The organism is Nocardioides daedukensis (assembly GCF_013408415.1).
Classification (GTDB): domain Bacteria; phylum Actinomycetota; class Actinomycetes; order Propionibacteriales; family Nocardioidaceae; genus Nocardioides; species Nocardioides daedukensis.
Window position 1 is genome coordinate 1,708,236 of sequence record NZ_JACCAA010000001.1, and the last position, 17,452, is coordinate 1,725,687.

The following is a 17,452-nucleotide window of genomic DNA, read 5'->3' on the forward strand; positions in this document are numbered from 1 at the left end:
GTTGTCGTGAACAAGTGCCGGGTCGGCGGTCAGGGGGCGAGGCGTTCGACGAACCACTCCCCCGCGCCTGGCCCGGAGCCCGCACCTGCGCCTGCGTCTGGGCCGGCACCAGCACCTGCATCCAGGCCCTGACCGCTGGCCTCATCGCGGCGGTAGCGCCACCGGTCGTGCATCCGGTTCAGCCGGCCCTGCCAGAACTCGACCCGGTCGGGCACCACGACGTACCCGCCCCAGTGCTCGGGCACGGGAACCTCGCGCTCCCAGTGCCCCGCCGCGTAGGCGAAGTCGCGGGCCAGCTCCTCCGCAGTGGTCACCTGCGACTGGGCCGAGGCCCAGGCTCCGAGCTGGGCGCCGCGCGGCCGCGTGGCGAAGTACGCCGCCACCTCGTCGCGGCTGAGCAGCTCGGCGTGGCCCTCCACGCGCACCTGCCGCTGCAGCGGGTGCCACGGGAAGAGCAGCGCACACCGCGGGTTGGCCGCGAGGTCAGATCCCTTGTGGGACGAGAGATTGGTGAAGAACGAGAACCCGCGTTGGTCAAGGCCCTTGAGCAGGACGGTGCGCGCGGAGGGCTGTCCGTCGGCGGAGACCGTCGCGAGGACCATGGCGTTGGGCTCGGGCAGCACTCGTGCCTGCTCGAACCAGGTCCGGAACATCGAACCCGGGTCAGCGGCCAGGTCCCCCGCCTCGAGGCCGTGGGTGGAATATTCGGTCCGGAGCGCGGCGAAGTCGTCGACCATGGCTCCTAGGTTAGACCTCAGACCACCGGGCCCGTGCGGTGCCGCCGAGTCTCCTCCTCGAGTCTCGCGCAGCGCGTCTCGTCCACGAGCACGAACCCATCCTCAACCCGCTCGAAGACCTGATCGGCGTGCCAGCGATCGCGCCGCAGGCCGGCCTTGTCGGTCTTGCGAGTCGCGGTCACCGGGATCGGGTCGCAGAGCCGGACGAACCGGGGCATCGCCTTGCTGCTCAGGTCCGGGTCCGCGGCAAGAGCACCAGCGAAGCTCTCCAGGGAGAATCCCGGATCAACCTCCAGCGCCGCCATCACCGCATCCCCCGTGTGAGGGTCCGGCACGGGATAGACAGCGGCCGCGCGGACGTCGTACAGCCGCTCCAGGATGATCTCGATCGGCCGGGCCGCAAGGTTCTCCGAGTCGACCCGCAGCCGATCCGCCGTGCGTCCGGCGAAGTAGAAGAAGCCCTCGGCGTCCCGGTAGGCCAGGTCCCCTGTGTAGAAGTGTCCGTCACGCAGCCGCGCGGCGCTCGCCTCAGGATTGCGGTAGTAGCCCTCGAACCGCTGCTCCGCGCCCAGCGCCCTGATCTCGCCGATCGCCTCGGCCGGGTTGAGCACGGTGCCGTTGTCGTCGAGCTCGGCCGGCGGGCACTCGTTGCCCTCCTCGTCCACCACATCAGCGTCATAGCCGATCTGCGGCTTGCCGAGTGCCAGCTCAGGCGTGTCCGGTGTGCGCACGATGTGAATCGCCCCCTCGGACGAACCGTAGGACTCGAAGAGGTGGCAGCCGAACCGGCGGGCGAACTCCGCACGGTCGGCCGCCGAGGCCTCGGTGCCGAACCCGAAACGCAACCTGTTCTCCGCCTCGTCAGGACGCTCTGGCTGGGCCAGCACATAGGCAAGCGAGCGGCCCACGTAGTTGAAGAACGTCGCGCCGAACCGCTGCAGGTCGGGGCGAAAACCCGAGGCGGAGAACTTGCGTCGCATTGCATAAGCAGCGCCGTTCGCGAGCACCGGCCCCCAGGCTGCCATCAGTGCGTTGCCGTGAAACAGCGGCATCGCGTTGTAGGCCACGTCATCAGGGGTGAACTCGATCGGGTTGAGCTGACACAGCGCAGCGAACCGCCCGCTCGAGCAGATCACCGCCTTCGGTGCACCGGTCGACCCCGAGGTGAACAGCAGCAGCATGCGGGCGGTCGGGTCGAGCGCCGCCGGGCGTGGGGACGCCTGCGCCCCGGCGTGCGCGGCGAGCCGGTCGTCGTACGCCGTGGTCCCGACGGTCCAGGTGGGCAGGCCCGAGGGTGCTGCCTGGGCCAACACCTCGCGATCCTGCTCCTCGCAGATGACAACGGTGAGGTCGGTGCCGGCGATGTCGGTGGCCAGCTCGGCGCCGCGGCGGGTGCGGTTCACCCCGACCAGGGTGGCGCCGGACAGGATCGCGGCACCCAGCCAGAACATGTACTCGGGGGTGTTCTCCATCATCACGCCGACGTGGAGCGGCTCCGCATCGGGAAACTCCGCCTCGATCAGAGCGGCCCGCGCCGCGGACTCGGCAACGAACTCGCGCCAGGTCCAGCTGCTCTCCTCGAAGAGGAGCGCAGTGTTGTCATCGTCGGCGCGCGCGAGCAGTAGTTCGATCGTGGTGGCGACCATCGTGGTCGGATCTGGACTCATCCCCACAGGTCATCAGCAGTTGCCCGGGTCGTCCAGCACCGCTCCAGCTCAGTGGGACGTACCCGGCCGAGTGTGCACTCGCTGCGCATGGGGGGCAGAATGCGAGATTGGAAAACATCGCGCAGGAACGTCGAGCAAGAGGAGCTTGTCCATGACTGAGGTTCACCACGGCCTTGAGGGCGTCATCGCATTCGAGTCCGAGATCGCCGAACCCGACAAGGAGGGCTCCGCACTCCGCTACCGCGGCGTCGACATCGAGGACATCGTCGGCCGCGTGCCGTTCGAAAACGTCTGGGGCCTGCTGATCGACGGCTCCTACACCCCCGGCCTTCCTGCTGCCGAGCCCTACAACCTCCCGGTCCACACCGGCGACGTGCGGGTCGACGTTCAAGCTGCTGTGGCGATGCTGGCAAAGTCCTTCGGCTTCGGCCAGACCTACGACATCTCCGACGAGCAGGCCCGCGAGGACCTCGCCCGGGTAGCCGTGATGGTGCTGTCCTACGCCGCCCAGTCGGCCCGCGGCCTGCACCTGCCCGTCGTACCCCAGAAGACCGTCGATGAGGGCGCGACCCTGGCCGAGAAGTTCCTGATCCGCTGGAAGGGTGAAGCCGACCCCGCCCACGTGAAGGCGATCGACGCCTACTGGTCCTCGGCCGCCGAGCACGGCATGAACGCCTCCACCTTCACCGCCCGCGTGATCACCTCCACCGGCGCCGACGTCGCGGCTGCCTTCTCCGGCGCCATCGGCGCGATGTCCGGCCCCCTGCACGGTGGCGCTCCCTCGCGCGTGCTCGGCATGATCGAGGACGTCGAGAAGTCCGGCGACGCCGCTGCCTATGTCAAGGGCCTGCTCGACTCCGGCGAGCGCCTGATGGGCTTCGGCCACCGCGTCTACCGCGCCGAGGACCCCCGCGCCCGCGTGCTGCGTCGCACCGCCCGCGAGCTCAACGCCCCCCGCTACGAGGTCGCCGAGGCGCTCGAGAAGGCCGCCCTGGCCGAGCTTCGCGAGCGTCGTCCCGACCGCGTCCTCGAGACCAACGTCGAGTTCTGGGCCGCGATCGTGCTCGACTTCGCCGAGGTCCCGGCACCGATGTTCACCTCGATGTTCACCTGCGCCCGCACCGGCGGCTGGTCGGCCCACATCCTGGAGCAGAAGCGCACCGGCCGCCTGATCCGCCCCTCGGCGATCTACACCGGCCCCGACCCGCGCCCCGCCAACTCGGTCGAGGGCTGGAACGACGCTTGGGGCAAGTGACCCACTGAACGACCCTTCCGGGATACGGATGGGCTGATTTTCCGAGGAACTTCAGCCAGTCCGTATCCCGGAAGACATTTCAGGCCTGCTCAGACACGGCATCGCGTTGTCGTGCAGTCACGAAGAGGGCCGAGGCCAGCGCACCCGAGTCCACCCGTGCGTCGCGCAGGTCGGCTCCCAGCAGGTCGGCGCCGGTGACGTCGGCACCACGCAGATCGGCAGCGATCAGGAGAGCGCCGCGCAGGTCCGCGTTGCGCAGGTCCTGGCCCCGCAGGTCCGCGCCGATCAGGTCGGCACCCGGCGCCTTGGCGGACAGTGCCACCGCCGACGTCGACTGGCTGCCCCGCGCCTGCGCACTCACCTCGCCCAGGGCGGTGATCACCCGGGAGGCCCAACGGTCCAGGTCAGCCGCGAGTACGACGTCGGGTTGCGCGCCTGAGAGGGCCGCCAGGCTGGTCCACAGCTCGTCTAGCGCCTTCGTCCGCGTCGGTGCCAGGTCGAGCAGCAACAACAGTTCGTGCACCCGACCGGTTGCTCGGAAGACGGCGAACATCTCGTCGGCCAGATCGGGCCGCTCGCGCCAGCTCACGCCTGCATAGGAGCCCTGCGCCACCTGCTGGCCGGCCCCGGCGCAGTCATAGACTGTGCACCCGCGCCACCCCGACGAGGCGAGCCGCTGATGGATCGAGCAGCCGAAGTCGTCGGCCAGATTGCTGCACGGCACACCTGCGGGCTTGGCCTGCGCGAAGTCGCTCGAGGCGGAGAACGGCAACGCGGCGCAGCACAGCGCGAAGCACCTGCTGCAGTCGGCGGTGAGCTCCATCCCCGCAGGCTAGGCCATCGAGGTGTCGCCTCAGTCGGACGGCTCGAGCCCCGACTGCATCGCGAAGACCACCAGCTGTGCGCGGTCCCGGGCGGCCAGCTTCACCATCGCCCTCGACACGTGCGTGCGCACGGTGTCGGGACTGACCACCAACCGGTCGGCGATCTCCTGGTTGGACCGTCCGGTGGCGACCCAGGCCACCATCTCCCGCTCACGCTGGGTGAGCCGGTCCATCCCGGGATGAGGGGCGCGTCGGGAGGCGCCCGCCCCGAAGTGCTCGATCACCCGCCGGGTCACCGAAGGAGCCAACAGCGAGCCACCCTCGGCGACGACTCGGATCGCACCGAGAAGCGCCGTCGGCTCCGCGTCCTTGAGCAGGAAGCCCGAGGCGCCCAGGCGCAGTGCCTCGAAGACGTAGTCGTCCAGCTCGAAGGTGGTCAGCATGACCACACGCACGTCACTGAGCTCCGGATCAGTGCCCACCTGACGGAGCATCTCGAGGCCGTCCATCGCCGGCATCCGGATGTCGCAGAGGACCACGTCGGGCCGTTCGCGCCGGATCGCGATCAGACCGGCGCGACCGTCCTCACCCTCCCCCACCAGCTCGAGGTCCGGCTCGGCAGCGATCAGGGTGCGTAGACCGGTGCGGACGATTGCCTGGTCGTCGACGACCACGACCCGAATCGACGTACGGTTCACCGCGGAGCCGCCCTCAGCACTGCCCGCACCCGGAACCCGTCTCGGTTCGGTCCGGTCTCGAGCGTTCCGCCCAGTGCGGTGACGCGATCACGCATGCCCCGAAGACCCATGCCCTCATCGTGCCCGAGAAGACCTCGTCCGTCATCGGTCACGCTCACCACGAGGGCACCTGCGGCTCCGCTCAGGTCGACGCGCACCGTCTGGGCACCGTCGGCATGCCGCATCACGTTCGTCAGGGCCTCCTGCACCACGGCGTACGCCGTTGTCTCGACGTCGCCGGGCAGCTCGGCGCGTGGCGCATCCACGTCGACCTCCGACCCGGTCACGATCACTTCGAGACCCGTCGCGCGCACCCTGTCCACCAGGGCACCGAGATCAGACAGGCCCCGCAACGGCGCGCGATACGCAGCCTCGCCGGTCAGCTGGGCCACTTCGGTGCGAAGCGCGGCCAGGGACTCACGGCTGGTGTCGCGGATGGCTTCGAGGGCGGTGCGCACCCCGGCCGGGTCCTTCTCCAGCACATGCAGTGCGACCCCGGCCTGCATGGCGATCAGGGCCAGGCCGTGACCCACCCCGTCGTGCAGGTCCTGGGCCATTCGCAGCTGCTCCTCGGTCGCGGCGCGACGTCGCTCGAGCGACGCCGTCTCCCGGAGCGTGCGATCAGTCGTGCCGATCGACGCTGCAGCCGAGACCAGGAGACCGAGACCGATCGCCTGCCACGCGGCCAGGTCCGGCTCCTCCCAGCGCACTGCGCGGATCACCAGTCCGGCCCACACCAGCACCGCTGCGACGACCAGCCACCCGAACCATTCCCGAACCGGCTCGCGGGTGGCGACCAGGAAGGCAGCCACCACGACGGCGAACAGGATCGGTCCGTTCTCGCCGCCGACGGCGAAGTAGCCACCGACCAGCGCACCGACGCCGACCATGGCCGCCGCCGGCCACCGGTCGATCGCCAGGAGTCCGGCCGCTGCGAGCGTCGCCAGCACCACGGCAGCCGCGGCGCCGGCGAGTTCACGCAGGGGGTGGAACGTCTCACCGGAGCCGAGGTTCACCGCGATCGAGCCGGCGACCAGGATCGCCAGGACGGGCAGGAGCCACCAGCGGCGGCGGAGCATCCACGTCATCGATTCCATGCCGATGACGCTAGGTCGTCAGCCGCGCGTTGTCGTACGACCAAGGGAGGTCACGGCCTACGCAATCCTGCGTATGCCAACTCACCGTGGGTCAGAGTCGCTTGCCGAAGCACCGCGACAGCGGCGAGTCCCGGTAGTGACCGAACCCGGCGATGCGCTGGTAACCCGAGGACTCATAGAGCGCGATGGCCTCGGGCTGCTTGATGCCGGTCTCCAGGATCGACACCTCCGCCCCCGCCTCGCTCGCGGTCCGCTCGAGGTGGGCCAGCATCGCCCGCGCCAGGCCGGTACGCCGGGCCCGTGCGGCGACGTACATCCGCTTGATCTCGGCGGTGTTCGTGGTCTCGAAGGCGCTCACGTCCTCGCGCCGTCTCCAGGCTCCGCTCGCGGCTGGCTCGCCGTCGACATAGCCGACGAAGAAGGCGCCCATCGGGGCGTCGAACATCGTCTGGTCGAGCGGGGTGTCGTCGGGGGTGCCGTAGAGACGGGTGTATTCCTGCTGCACCTCCTCGATCAGCCGCACGGCGTCGGGATGGGTGAAGGGCACCCGGTCGATGCGCAGGTGGCCGTTGCGCAGGTCGGGGCGCAGGTCGGGGCGCAGGTGGTCGGCGTCGAGCTGGCCGATCGGAAGGTCGGGCGATGGCACCTGCTCACTCTAGGACCGTGCGTGGCCGGTGCCCGCCGCGGATGCCACAATGGGGGTTCGCTGACAACGTGGTCAGGCACCCTGTTGTTTCGCAGGGCCATTCCGTAGGGCCATGGCGCAGGGTCATTTCGCAGGCCGAACACAGATGAGGTTGTCCCACCGTGACCGACATTCAGATCCCCGCTGAGCTCCTGCCCGCCGATGGTCGTTTCGGCGCCGGCCCCTCCAAGATCCAGACCTCCCACCTCGACGCGCTCGCCGCGACCGGGGACAAGCTGCTGGGCACCTCGCACCGCCAGGCCCCGGTGAAGAACACCGTCGGTCGCGTGCGTGAGGGCCTTGCCGCACTCTTCGACCTGCCCGAGGGCTATGAGGTCGTGCTCGGCAACGGCGGCGCGACCGCGTTCTGGGACATCGCCGCGTTCGGCCTGATCCGCAACAAGAGCCAGCACCTGACCTTCGGTGAGTTCTCCTCGAAGTTCGCCACCTCGACGAAGAAGGCGCCGTGGCTCGCCGAGCCCAGCGTCATCTCCTCCGACCCGGGCTCGCGCCCCGACGCGGTCGCCGAGGAGGGCGTGGATGCCTATGCCTGGGCCCACAACGAGACCTCCACCGCCGTGATGGCTCCGGTGGCCCGCCCGGCCGGTGTCGACGACGACGCCCTGGTGCTCGTCGATGCGACGTCGGGTGCCGGTGGCCTGCCGGTCGACCTGAACGAGGTCGACGCCTACTACTTCGCACCGCAGAAGTGCTTCGCCTCCGACGGTGGCCTGTGGATCTCGATCATGTCGCCGCGCGCGCTTGCCCGGGTCGAGGAGATCGCAGCCACCGACCGCTATGTCCCGCCGTTCTTCGACCTGCCGACCGCGATCGACAACTCGAAGAAGAACCAGACCTACAACACCCCGTCGGTCGCGACGCTCTTCCTGATGGCCGAGCAGCTGGACTGGATGAACGCCCAGGGTGGTCTCAAGGGCATGGTCGAGCGGACCGCTGCGTCCTCGAACGCGCTCTACGGCTGGGCGGAGAAGACCTCCTACACGACGCCCTACGTCACCGACCCCGAGCACCGCTCGCTGGTGATCGGCACCATCGACTTCGACGAGTCGATCGACGCCGCCGCCATCGCGAAGGTGCTGCGCGCCAACGGCGTGGTGGACACCGAGCCCTACCGCAAGCTGGGCCGCAACCAGCTGCGGATCGCGATGTACCCGGCGGTCGACCCCTCCGACATCGAGCAGCTCACCCGCTCGATCGACCACGTGGTCTCGGCTCTCTGAGCTTCGCGTCGCCGCGGTCGCCGCTGCGTTGAGGGGTCAGGCTCAGGCCAACGCGTTGTCGATCAGGTCGTACGTCGTCCTCCCGAACGCGACCATCCTCGCCTCGGTGACCCGGGTCGGGGTGGAACCGAGCGTCTCCACCGCGGCGGCGACGGCGTCCTCGCGCGGCCAGCCGTAGACGCCGGCGCTGATCAGCGGGAAGGCCACGGTCCTCGCGCCGATCTCGTCGGCGACCGCCAGGGCTCGGCGATAGCACGAGGTGAGCAGGGCACGGTCGCGCTGGCCGGCGTTGAAGTTCGGGCCGACCACATGGATCACCCACTTCGCCGACAGCCGGCCGCCGGTGGTCCAGCCGGCATCGCCGGTGCGCAGTCCGTCGGGGAAGCGCTCCTCGCAGTCGCGCAGGATCTCTGGCCCGCCGGCCGCGTGGATCGCTCCGTCGACGCCGCCGCCGCCACGCATGCGCCGGTTGGCCGCGTTGACGACCGCGTCCACGTCCTGGGTGGTGATGTCTCCTTGGACCAGGGTGATCTCCATGGCTCCCAGTGTGCACCTGGGGTAGGACACGACCGCTGTGGTCGAGCTCCTGGCTCCTCCTCGCGACGGACCTCGTCCTCCCCCAGATGAACCCCTCGCAGCGGGGCCCGTCCGGGTCAGCGCGGGCGCAGGGAGCGGATCAGCACCCCGAACGCGATCACTGCGGCCAGGCCGCCGAGCAGCCACGGAAGCACTGCCGGACCGTCGAGGTCCTCGTTGCCTGCGGGATTCTGCTCGGAGGACGGGCCGGGGATCGGTGACTCCGAGTCGCTCGGAGACGACGACGAAGACGGGGACGCGGACGGCACTGGGGTCGGCGCGGCTCCGCGAGCGACGCCGACCGCGGAGGCGATCTCGGCGGGCAGCTCGATCCGCAGGACCTCGCTGTTGACGCCCTCACTGCTCAACCACACCTCGCCCGACGGCGTGACCGCGATGCCCTCTCCCTGGGTCTGCACCGGCAGGTCGATCACGCCGACCTGCTTCATCGACGACGTCTCGAAGACGTAGGCGGCGCCGTAGTTCCTCAGGATGAAGTGCTTGCCGTCGCCGAAGAACGCCCCGTCCGTGATCAACGCGGGTGCCTTGGCGACGGGCGCGAAGACATTGCCCGAGGAGGACAGGGTGGCGGGCCCACGCAGCACCTCGCCGTCGACGACGTCCTTGGTCACGACATACATCTGCCCGGTCACCGGGTGCACCATCAAGGTCTCGGCGTCGGCCGGTCCACCCTTCCACGACACCGGGTGGCGTGAGGCAGCCGAACCGTCGAGGGGCACGTGCACCACGCTCAGGTCGGAGCGCTTGGCCAGGTTGTCGCCGATGTCGCCGACCCACACCGCGCGCTCATCCTTCGCTGCCGGCGCGAGCGCCTCGACATCCACCGCGCTCCCACCGTAGGAGAGTGCTTCGGAGGATCCGTCGTCCGGCGAGACGACGAAGATCCGCGCCGAGTCACCCGAGTCGTTGACCGTCACCGCCACGTCGTCGAGGACGACCAGGCCGCTGGACTCGTTGATCTCCCTGTCCTGGAAGGTGAAGACGCTCTCGCCCTCGGGACCCGGATCGGCGACCGCCACACCCACCACGAAGGGTGCGACGATCACGAGCGCGACCAGGCCCGAACGCATCACACGTCCACGAGCTCGGCCAGCTTGGGCTGGACGGCCCACATCTCGACGAGCTCGTCATATTCCTTGCGCACGCTGCCGCCCTTCACCCGGCCACCGGTGCGCACGGAGCGGAGCAGGGTGTTGCGCGGGGTGTGCTGGCTCTCGACGAACTCCACGACGTCCACCTTGTAGCCCACCAGCCGCAGGATCGAGGCACGCAGCGCGTCGGTCAGCGTGTCCGCGAACCGCTCGCGCAGGATGCCGTGCCGGGTGAGCATCGAGTAGGGCGACGGCGTGGGGTTCTTGCGCAGCTGCACGGAGATGTCGTGGTGGCAGCAGGGCGCGGCCAGGACCAGCGAGGCCTCCCACTCCACCGCGCGGGCCAGGGCCTCGTCGGTGGCGGTGTCGCAGGCATGCAGGGCGAGTACGACGTGCGGTTGCTGCTCCAGGGTGGCTGCGGCGATGGTGCCGACCACGAAGTCGCATTCCTGGTCGATGCCCAGCTGCGCCGCCACGGCGGAGTTGTGGTCTGCCGACTGCTGCTTCACGTCGACACCGGTGACGTGCACCGGCAGCCCGCGCACGTGCGACAGGTAGCGGTGCGCGGCGAAGGTCAGGTAGGCGTTGCCGCAGCCGAGGTCGACGATGCGCAACGGGTCCTCGGCGGTCGGCTTGCGCAGGGCACCCGCGGAGAAGGCGTCGGTGATCGACGAGTCGAGCAGTCGCAGGAACTCCTCGACCTGGCGATACTTCGCCTGCCTGGTCGGCTTGATCCGGCCCTGTGCGTCCGAGATGCCCAGCGCCACCAGCACCGGGTCGTCCTCGGGGAGCAGCCGCTGCTTGGCCTTGTCGTGCTCCCGCTCGACCTCGACCTCGTCGGCGCGGGCGGTGGTGTGCACCATCGCCTCGAGCTTCTTGGTCACCCGGACCTGGTGCTGTTCGGTGGTGGTCTCGACGTGCCAGTTGGCGAACGGGATGTCGAGCAGGTCGTCGACCGCGTCGCGGGCGGCGTCGCCGGCCGCGTGGTTCGAGGTGTGCGCCTGGGTGTCGTCGTAGGCGACGACCTGCAGGTGACGGCCGGCCTTGAGGTCGACGTAGCGCAGCTCGACCCGCTTCCACTTCGGCGTCTCCCCGCGCTGGCGTCCAGAGCCGACCGCGCGCACCAGGGTGGTCTCGTCGAGGATCAGCGCGCGCATCTTCGCGAGCGCCCGGAGCAGAGGTTCGGCAGCCATCAGATCAGCCCGGTCACTTCACGAGAGCTGCGACGACGACCACGACCAGGAGCCCGATCAGTGCCGCAGGGATGATGACGCGTCGGACACGGGGATTCATGCCTCGATCCTATCCGCGGTGCGGGTGGTGGGCCGATTCCCGACGCAGTCAGGCGCTCGCGTGGGCGTCGCCGTGGTCTGCACGGTCGGGTGCTCGTCAGTGCGGCGGCAGGTGTGAGGCCAGCAGCTGTGCCAGGTGCATCGCTGGCACGTCGGCCAGGTCGTCGAGCTGGATCCGGCAGGACATCCCGTCGGCCAGCACCACCGCGCCGGGTGGGGCCTGGCGAACGGCGGGCAGCAAGGCGTGCGAGGCGATCGCGACGGAGACCTCGTAGTGCCCCTTCTCCACCCCGAAGTTCCCGGCCAGGCCACAGCAGCCGCCGACCCTGGTCACCGAGGCACCGGCGCGGCGAAGGAGCGCCTCGTCGGTCTCCCAGCCCAGCACCGAGGAGTGGTGGCAGTGCGGTTGGGCCACGATCGAGACACCGGAGAGGTCGGGCGGGGTCCACGTGGGCAATGAAGCCAGGAACTCGGCCAGGGTCAGCATCCGCGACCCGACCGCGCCCGCCTCCGGGACGAGCTCGGCAGCATCCGAGCGCATGGAGGCCAGGCACGAGGGCTCCAGGCCGATCACCGGCACGCCGGAGTCGACGTACGGCGTCAAGGTGTCCACGGTGCGGCGCACGATCCGTCGCGCCGCACTCAGCTGGCCGGTGGTGATCCAGGTCAGCGCGCAGCAGGCCGACTCGTCGATCACCCGGACCCGCAGGCCGGCCGCCTCGAGCACGGCGATCGCAGCCATCCCGGTCTCCGGGGCGAAGTGGTCGGTGAAGGAGTCGGCCCACAGCCACACGTCCGGTACGTCGTGCGCCGTCGTTGCTGCGCCAGTCGTGGGGCCAGTCGCTGCGCCAGTCGTGGGGCCAGTCGCTGTTCCCGTCGTGGGGCCGGTCACTGCGGCCGCAGCCTGACGGCGCAGGGTCCGCGAGGCGAACTTCGGCAGCCCCCGTCGCTGATCGATCCCCGCCGCCGCCTTGGCCAACCGGGCCAGCGGTCCCGCCCGCAGTGCGAGGTTCGCCGCCGGAGCCATCCGTGCCGTGAGCCGTGCCCACCGGGGCAGCTGGCCCAGCGCATAGTGGGCACGCGGACGCAGCTTGCCGCGATATCGGGCCTGGAGCGCTTCGGACTTGTAGGTCGCCATGTCCACGCCGGTGGGGCAGTCGCGCGAGCAGCCCTTGCAGGACAGACAGAGGTCGAGCGCCTCGCCGACCGCCGGGTCCGACAGGCCGTCGACCAGGGACCCGTCCAGGGCCTCCTGCAGCACCCGCGCGCGGCCACGGGTCGAGTCCTTCTCCTCCCGCGTCGCCAGGTAGGACGGACACATCACCCCACCGGTCCCGGTGTTGTCGGCGATGCACTTGCCCACGCCCGTGCACCGGTGCACCGCGGTGGCCAGCGAGCCGCCGTCGTGTGCCAGCGCCAGCAGCGGTCGCACCCGTGCCACCGGTCGGGCGGCCCGCAGGGAGGCATCCACCGGATCCGGGTCGACGAGCACCCCCGGGTTCAGCAGACCGGGCGGATCACAGATCGCCTTCGCCGCACGGAACAGGGCCAGCGACTGCTCGTCATACATCGTCGGAAGCAGCTCCGAGCGCGCCCGCCCGTCCCCGTGCTCGCCCGACAACGAGCCGCCGTGCGAGGCCAGGGCCGAGGCCGCGTCGGCGAGGAACGCCCGGAAGCGTGCCCCGCCGTCGTCGAACTCGAAGTCGATCCGCACGTGCACGCAGCCGTCCCCGAAGTGGCCGTAGGGCACCCCGTCCAGGCCGTGCTCGACCAGCAGCGCGTCGAAGTCGCGCAGCCAGGCGCCCAGGCGCTCGGGTGGGACCGCGGCGTCCTCCCAGCCGGAGTACGCCGGACGGGTCAGGCTCCGGGCCGCGAGACCAGCACCGTCCTCACGGATCCGCCACAGCGCGGCCTGCTCCCCACGATCGGTGACGATGCGGGACTCGAGCGCACCGGCGGCGGCCGCCACGCGGGTGGCCATCGCCGTGGCCTCGGACGCCGAGGAGGCGCCGACCTCGACGAAGAGCCATCCGGCACCGCGCGGCAGCTCGGGCACCGCGCCACCGGCGGCCCGGACCACGTCGACGATCCGGGCATCGAGCCCCTCGCAGGCGATCAGCGGTCCCGCGGCCAGTACGCCGGGCACGGCATCGGCAGCGTCGACCATCGAGGGATAGCCGAGCGCCACGAGGACGGTCGCAGCAGGGTCCTCGACCAGCTCGACGGTGGCTTCCAGCACCACGGCAAGGGTCCCCTCGGAGCCGACCAGGAACCGATCGAGTCGCCTGCCGTTCTCGGGGAGCAGGTGCTCGAAGGAATAGCCGCTGACCTGACGGGTGAACCGGCCGAACGAGGTGCGCACATGCCCCAGCGAGGCATCGGTCAGCGCGGCCAGCGCATCCCCGGCCACCGAGCGAGCGCCGGTGGAGAGCTCCTCCCCCGTCCCGAGGACCACGTCCAGGCCGGCCACGTTGTCGGCGGTCCGGCCATAGCCCAGTGCCCGCGACCCGCAGGCGTTGTTGCCGATCATCCCGCCGATCGTGCAGCGGGTGTGGGTCGACGGGTCCGGTCCGAACCGCAGCCCGGAACCGGCCAGCTCGCGCTGCAGCACGGCATGCACCACACCCGGCTGGACCACCGCGGTCCTGGCCTCCACGTCGACCGACAGCACCCGGTTGAGGTGGCGTGCGGTGTCGAGCACCAGGCCCGGACCGACCGCGTTGCCCGCGATCGACGTACCGGCTCCGCGCATGGTGACCGGCACCGACAGCGAGCGCGCGACCGAGACCGCGGCGAGCAGCTCCTCGCGGGTGCGCGGCCGGGCGACGGCGGCCGGGACCAGGCGATAGAGGGAGGCATCCGAGGAATACAGGGCCCGGTCGAGCGTGGTCGACGAGGCGTCGGGCACCCCGGCACGGTGCAGGGCCGCAACCAGATCGTCCATCACGTCACGTCCCGTGGGGTGCGATAGCGCCGGGTGGTCAGGTGGACGCAGGCGCCGAGGACGCCGAGGAGATAGATCCCCAGCGCGAGCCAGATCCACGGCGTCATCGACGGTTCCTCATCGCGAGCGACCCCGAGGGTGATCAGCTCCACGACGATCAGCAGCAGCATCGTCGCGGCACCGAACCCGTAGAGGTCGACGCTCAGGCGCCGGCGCAGCTCGACCGTCCGCTCGGGGGTCGCGAGCCACCACTTCTTGTCGCGTTCATTGATGTTGAGCAGGGTCTCCGGCGCGCGCGGGACCCAGGTCGCCAACGCCCAGAAGAGCAGGGCCATGCCGGCCCCGACCAGGGCCATCGTGAGCACCGCCTCGGGGCGCGAACCCCAGCGATCGACCTCGCCGGACCCGGAGAAGTGCAACGGCACCCGCTCGGGCAGCACGAACCAACCGACCGTGCAGACGCTCGCGTGTGCGAGCACGGTCGCCCAGAAAGTCACCCGGGCCATCAGCGCCTGCCTGCAGGGCGATAGCGGGAGGTGAACATCCACACGAGCCAGGTCAGCGTCCCCAGCGCGAAGCCGAGCACGGCCACCACGCCGAGCCGACCCAGACCCCTGCCCGCGTCCTCGCCGGCACGCGCCGCGGCCACCACGAGCAGGGAGAGCAGCGACATCGTGCAGATCCCGAAGAACGCCACGTCCGTGGCGATCATCCGGCGGAACCTGGCTTCGTTCTGCGGCCGGATCCAGTGGTCGCGATAGGGCAGACCGAGCCGATCGCCGCCGCGTGCCGGGACCACCCGGACCAGCACCTCGAACACGACGGCAAGCAGCAGACCGATGATCAGCATGCTGATCATCACGACCGACTTCGCCCGCAACATCGTGGGATCGCCGTCCGCATCGAAACGGACCGGCACCTGGTCGGGCAGCATCGTCGAGCCGACGATCAGGCAGACAAGATAGACCGCCACACTGAGCCGGAAGAGCCAGATCACCAATGCTCCAGCGACCCGCGGAAGACGCTGGCCAGGTCATCGCCGGTCACCTCTCGCGGCGCGGTGGCCAGCAGCCGCTGCTGCTTGAGGGCACCGTCGACCAGGTCGTCGACGTCCCCCTCGCCATAGCCGACCTCGGCCAGGCCGTTGGGGATGCCGATGTCCCGCATGAGTGCGGAGAGTACGTCGGGGAGCAGCGCCGGCGAGTCGGCTGCCGACGAGGTGGGATCGAGCAACCGGGCAGCGCGCAGGTGCCGTTGTGGGGCGGCCTCGAAGGTGAGCCGGAATGCCTCGGGCGCGGTCAGCGAGACGGCCATCCCGTGCGGCACGATCGGTTCGTCCTGGGGATAGCCGTCGGGGCGATAGTCACGGACCCGACCGGCGATCGGATAGGCGCAGGCGTGCGGGATGTGCACGCCGGCATTGCCGAAGCCCATCCCGGCGAAGGTCGCGGCCAGGGCCATCTCCTCGCGGGCGGCCAGGTCGCCGCCGTCACGTACGGCGGCGCGGAAGGAGCCGGCGAGCAGCGACATCGCCTTCTCCGACCACATGTCTGCGATCGGGTTCGCGCCACAATAGGGAACCCGCTCGGCGGCCTGCTTGGCCGGGAAGTCGGCGTACCACTTGGCGGTGTAGCTCTCCAGCGCGTGGCACAGGATGTCCATCCCGGCGGCGGCGGTGACCATCGCCGGCTGGGTGACGGTGAGGGCAGGGTCGATGACGGCCATCGTCGGGCGCAGGCGCGGGTGGCTGATCCCGGTCTTCACCTTGAGCGACAGCACGTCCAGCACGCAGATGGTGGTGCTCTCGCTGCCGGTGCCGGTGGTGGTCGGGACAGCGATCAGCGGCTTGAGCGGGTGCGTCGGCGCCAGCGCTCGACCGACCGGGGCGTTGATGTAGTCCATCAGCTCGCCCTCGTTGGTGCCGAGCAGGTTCACCGCCTTCGCCGTGTCGATCGCGGACCCGCCACCGACCGCGACGTAGGCATCGAAGGGCCCCTCGCTGCGGCCGAACTCCACCGCTCCCGCCAGGCTCTCGTCGGTCGGCTCGACGTGGGCGTCCTCGAAGACGACCACCTCGATGCCGGTGGCCGCGATCTGCTCGGCGATCCGTGCCGGGTGGCCGGTCGCGGCGACGCCGGGATCGGTCACCAGGAGCACGCGACGGGCGTCCAGCTGGCCCAGGTCGTGGCCGATCTCTGCTGAGGCACCGGTGCCGAACTTGAGCCCCGGAGCGCCGTAGGTGAAGACGGTCTCGGTCATGGAGACCAACCTAGTCGCTGCCGACGGGGATCGGGGTGACCCGGGGTGCCGCGCTGGGCCATCGTGGGCAAGGCCCGGGGCCTCAGCGGGTCAGGGCGTGCCGGACGACGTCGAGCACCTCGAGGCGGCCGGCCTCGATGTCCGCGATCGGCACCCACGCGACCTCGTCGGTGGTCCCGTCGACCTCGACCACGCGCGGTACGGCGCCGTCGGCAACGGTGGCGGCGAAGATCAGATGGACCCCGTGGAAGTCCTCGTGCCGCCCGCTCGGGGCGGTGCCGGTGAAGTGGACGTCGTGCACGTCGAGCACCTCCCCGGGCACGCACTCGAGGCCGCACTCCTCGGCGACCTCTCGCACCAGCGCGCGGGCGGGCTTCTCGCCGTGGTCGACGCCGCCGCCGGGCAGAGTCCACGAGCCGGCATGGTGCCCGAGCGCCGAGATCCGGGTGAGCAGCAGCGACTGCTCCCGACGGATCACCGCATAGGCGGCCAACCGTTGCCGCTCGAACGGCCGGTGGTCGGCCAGGGCCTCACGGACCAGGGCGGTGACCGGGATGGACGCGTTGAGCACGTCGGCCAGCGGCAGCCAGGCCGCCTCGACCGTCGAGCCGTCGACCTCGACCACACGCGGTTCGGGGGCATCCTTGGGGACCCAGCCGTCATAGACGATCCGCAGTGCGTGATAGTCCGCCAGCCGCTCGCCGTGGGTGGCCTTGGGGTTGTGCAGCGAATAGACGCGAGCCTGCTCGGAGACCACCGCGTCGAGTCCGGTCTCCTCGTGGATCTCGCGGATCACCGCCTCGCGGGGGTCCTCCCCGTGGTCGAGTCCCCCACCGGGGAGCGTCCAGAGCGGGGTGCGGGAGATGCGCGGGGCCAACCGGGAGAGCAGGATGCGGTCGCCACGAATGATCACGGCGTATGCCGCGACCCGCTGGCGTTTCGGTAGTCGACCCATGTGGCCAGAGTGTATGACGCGTCACCCGAGAGGCGGGGCGGGTGCCGCTCGAGTTGCGATCGATGCTCACT

The 17,452-nt window shown here is 70.4% G+C and carries 16 protein-coding genes; 2 read left to right on the forward strand and 14 right to left on the reverse strand.

Going from position 1 to position 17,452, the window contains the following annotated elements; genetic code table 11:
• Positions 1–29: 29 nt before the first annotated feature.
• Together pdxH and BJ980_RS08530 are read right to left on the reverse strand one after the other, a co-directional pair.
• Positions 30–737 (reverse strand): pyridoxamine 5'-phosphate oxidase, encoded by a 708-nt coding sequence (gene pdxH / locus BJ980_RS08525; protein WP_179501899.1) that lies wholly within the window; start codon positions 735–737, stop codon positions 30–32.
• 17 nt (positions 738–754) lie between these two features.
• Complete coding sequence (locus BJ980_RS08530) at positions 755–2,404, reverse strand: AMP-binding protein (protein WP_218855448.1); 1,650 nt, start codon at positions 2,402–2,404, stop codon at positions 755–757.
• Positions 2,405–2,555: 151 nt separating this feature from the next.
• Between BJ980_RS08530 and BJ980_RS08535 the strand changes: the two genes are divergently transcribed.
• A complete protein-coding gene (locus tag BJ980_RS08535; protein ID WP_179501900.1) occupies positions 2,556–3,659 on the forward strand; it encodes a citrate synthase 2 in 1,104 nt (367 codons plus the stop codon).
• Positions 3,660–3,738: 79 nt separating this feature from the next.
• Here the strand turns inward: BJ980_RS08535 and BJ980_RS08540 are convergent, their stop codons facing one another.
• From BJ980_RS08540 to BJ980_RS08555, 4 genes are all read right to left on the reverse strand, one after another.
• On the reverse strand, positions 3,739–4,482 hold the full coding sequence (locus BJ980_RS08540; protein ID WP_179501901.1) for a pentapeptide repeat-containing protein: 744 nt from the start codon (positions 4,480–4,482) through the stop codon (positions 3,739–3,741).
• Between the two features lie 30 nt (positions 4,483–4,512).
• A complete protein-coding gene (locus BJ980_RS08545; RefSeq protein ID WP_179501902.1) occupies positions 4,513–5,181 on the reverse strand; it encodes a response regulator in 669 nt (222 codons plus the stop codon).
• Entirely contained in the window at positions 5,178–6,317 is a 1,140-nt protein-coding gene (locus tag BJ980_RS08550; RefSeq protein WP_179501903.1) for a sensor histidine kinase, read from the reverse strand. The genes BJ980_RS08545 and BJ980_RS08550 overlap by 4 nt, the downstream gene beginning before the upstream one ends.
• 91 nt (positions 6,318–6,408) lie before the next feature.
• On the reverse strand, positions 6,409–6,963 hold the full coding sequence (locus BJ980_RS08555) for a GNAT family N-acetyltransferase (protein WP_343047750.1): 555 nt from the start codon (positions 6,961–6,963) through the stop codon (positions 6,409–6,411).
• A gap of 161 nt (positions 6,964–7,124) precedes the next feature.
• On the opposite strand from BJ980_RS08555, the gene serC reads away from it, so the two are divergent.
• Entirely contained in the window at positions 7,125–8,243 is a 1,119-nt protein-coding gene (serC, locus tag BJ980_RS08560; protein ID WP_179501904.1) for a phosphoserine transaminase, read from the forward strand.
• Between the two features lie 42 nt (positions 8,244–8,285).
• Here serC and BJ980_RS08565 read toward each other — a convergent pair whose 3' ends face one another.
• The 8 genes from BJ980_RS08565 to BJ980_RS19270 all read right to left on the reverse strand — a co-directional run bounded on the left by BJ980_RS08565 (position 8,286) and on the right by BJ980_RS19270 (position 17,381).
• Entirely contained in the window at positions 8,286–8,780 is a 495-nt protein-coding gene (locus BJ980_RS08565) for an O-acetyl-ADP-ribose deacetylase (RefSeq protein WP_179501905.1), read from the reverse strand.
• A gap of 116 nt (positions 8,781–8,896) precedes the next feature.
• Positions 8,897–9,910: a hypothetical protein gene (locus tag BJ980_RS08570; protein ID WP_179501906.1), complete on the reverse strand. Its 1,014-nt coding sequence runs from the start codon at positions 9,908–9,910 to the stop codon at positions 8,897–8,899.
• The gene (locus BJ980_RS08575) at positions 9,910–11,124 is read right to left on the reverse strand and encodes a class I SAM-dependent methyltransferase (protein WP_179501907.1); all 1,215 of its coding nucleotides are present in this window, start codon (positions 11,122–11,124) and stop codon (positions 9,910–9,912) included. The genes BJ980_RS08570 and BJ980_RS08575 overlap by 1 nt, the downstream gene beginning before the upstream one ends.
• A 196-nt stretch (positions 11,125–11,320) precedes the next feature.
• Complete coding sequence (locus BJ980_RS08580) at positions 11,321–14,167, reverse strand: FAD-binding and (Fe-S)-binding domain-containing protein (RefSeq protein WP_179501908.1); 2,847 nt, start codon at positions 14,165–14,167, stop codon at positions 11,321–11,323.
• Positions 14,167–14,673: a DUF1648 domain-containing protein gene (locus BJ980_RS08585; protein ID WP_179501909.1), complete on the reverse strand. Its 507-nt coding sequence runs from the start codon at positions 14,671–14,673 to the stop codon at positions 14,167–14,169. Before BJ980_RS08585 ends, BJ980_RS08580 begins: the two co-directional genes overlap by 1 nt.
• Positions 14,673–15,164, reverse strand: coding sequence for a hypothetical protein (locus tag BJ980_RS08590; RefSeq protein WP_179501910.1), 492 nt, complete (start codon positions 15,162–15,164; stop codon positions 14,673–14,675). The genes BJ980_RS08585 and BJ980_RS08590 overlap by 1 nt, the downstream gene beginning before the upstream one ends.
• On the reverse strand, positions 15,161–16,426 hold the full coding sequence (locus BJ980_RS08595) for a hydroxyacid-oxoacid transhydrogenase (protein ID WP_179501911.1): 1,266 nt from the start codon (positions 16,424–16,426) through the stop codon (positions 15,161–15,163). Before BJ980_RS08595 ends, BJ980_RS08590 begins: the two co-directional genes overlap by 4 nt.
• 82 nt (positions 16,427–16,508) lie before the next feature.
• Positions 16,509–17,381: an NUDIX domain-containing protein gene (locus tag BJ980_RS19270; protein ID WP_179501912.1), complete on the reverse strand. Its 873-nt coding sequence runs from the start codon at positions 17,379–17,381 to the stop codon at positions 16,509–16,511.
• Between the last annotated feature and the right edge of the window lie 71 nt (positions 17,382–17,452).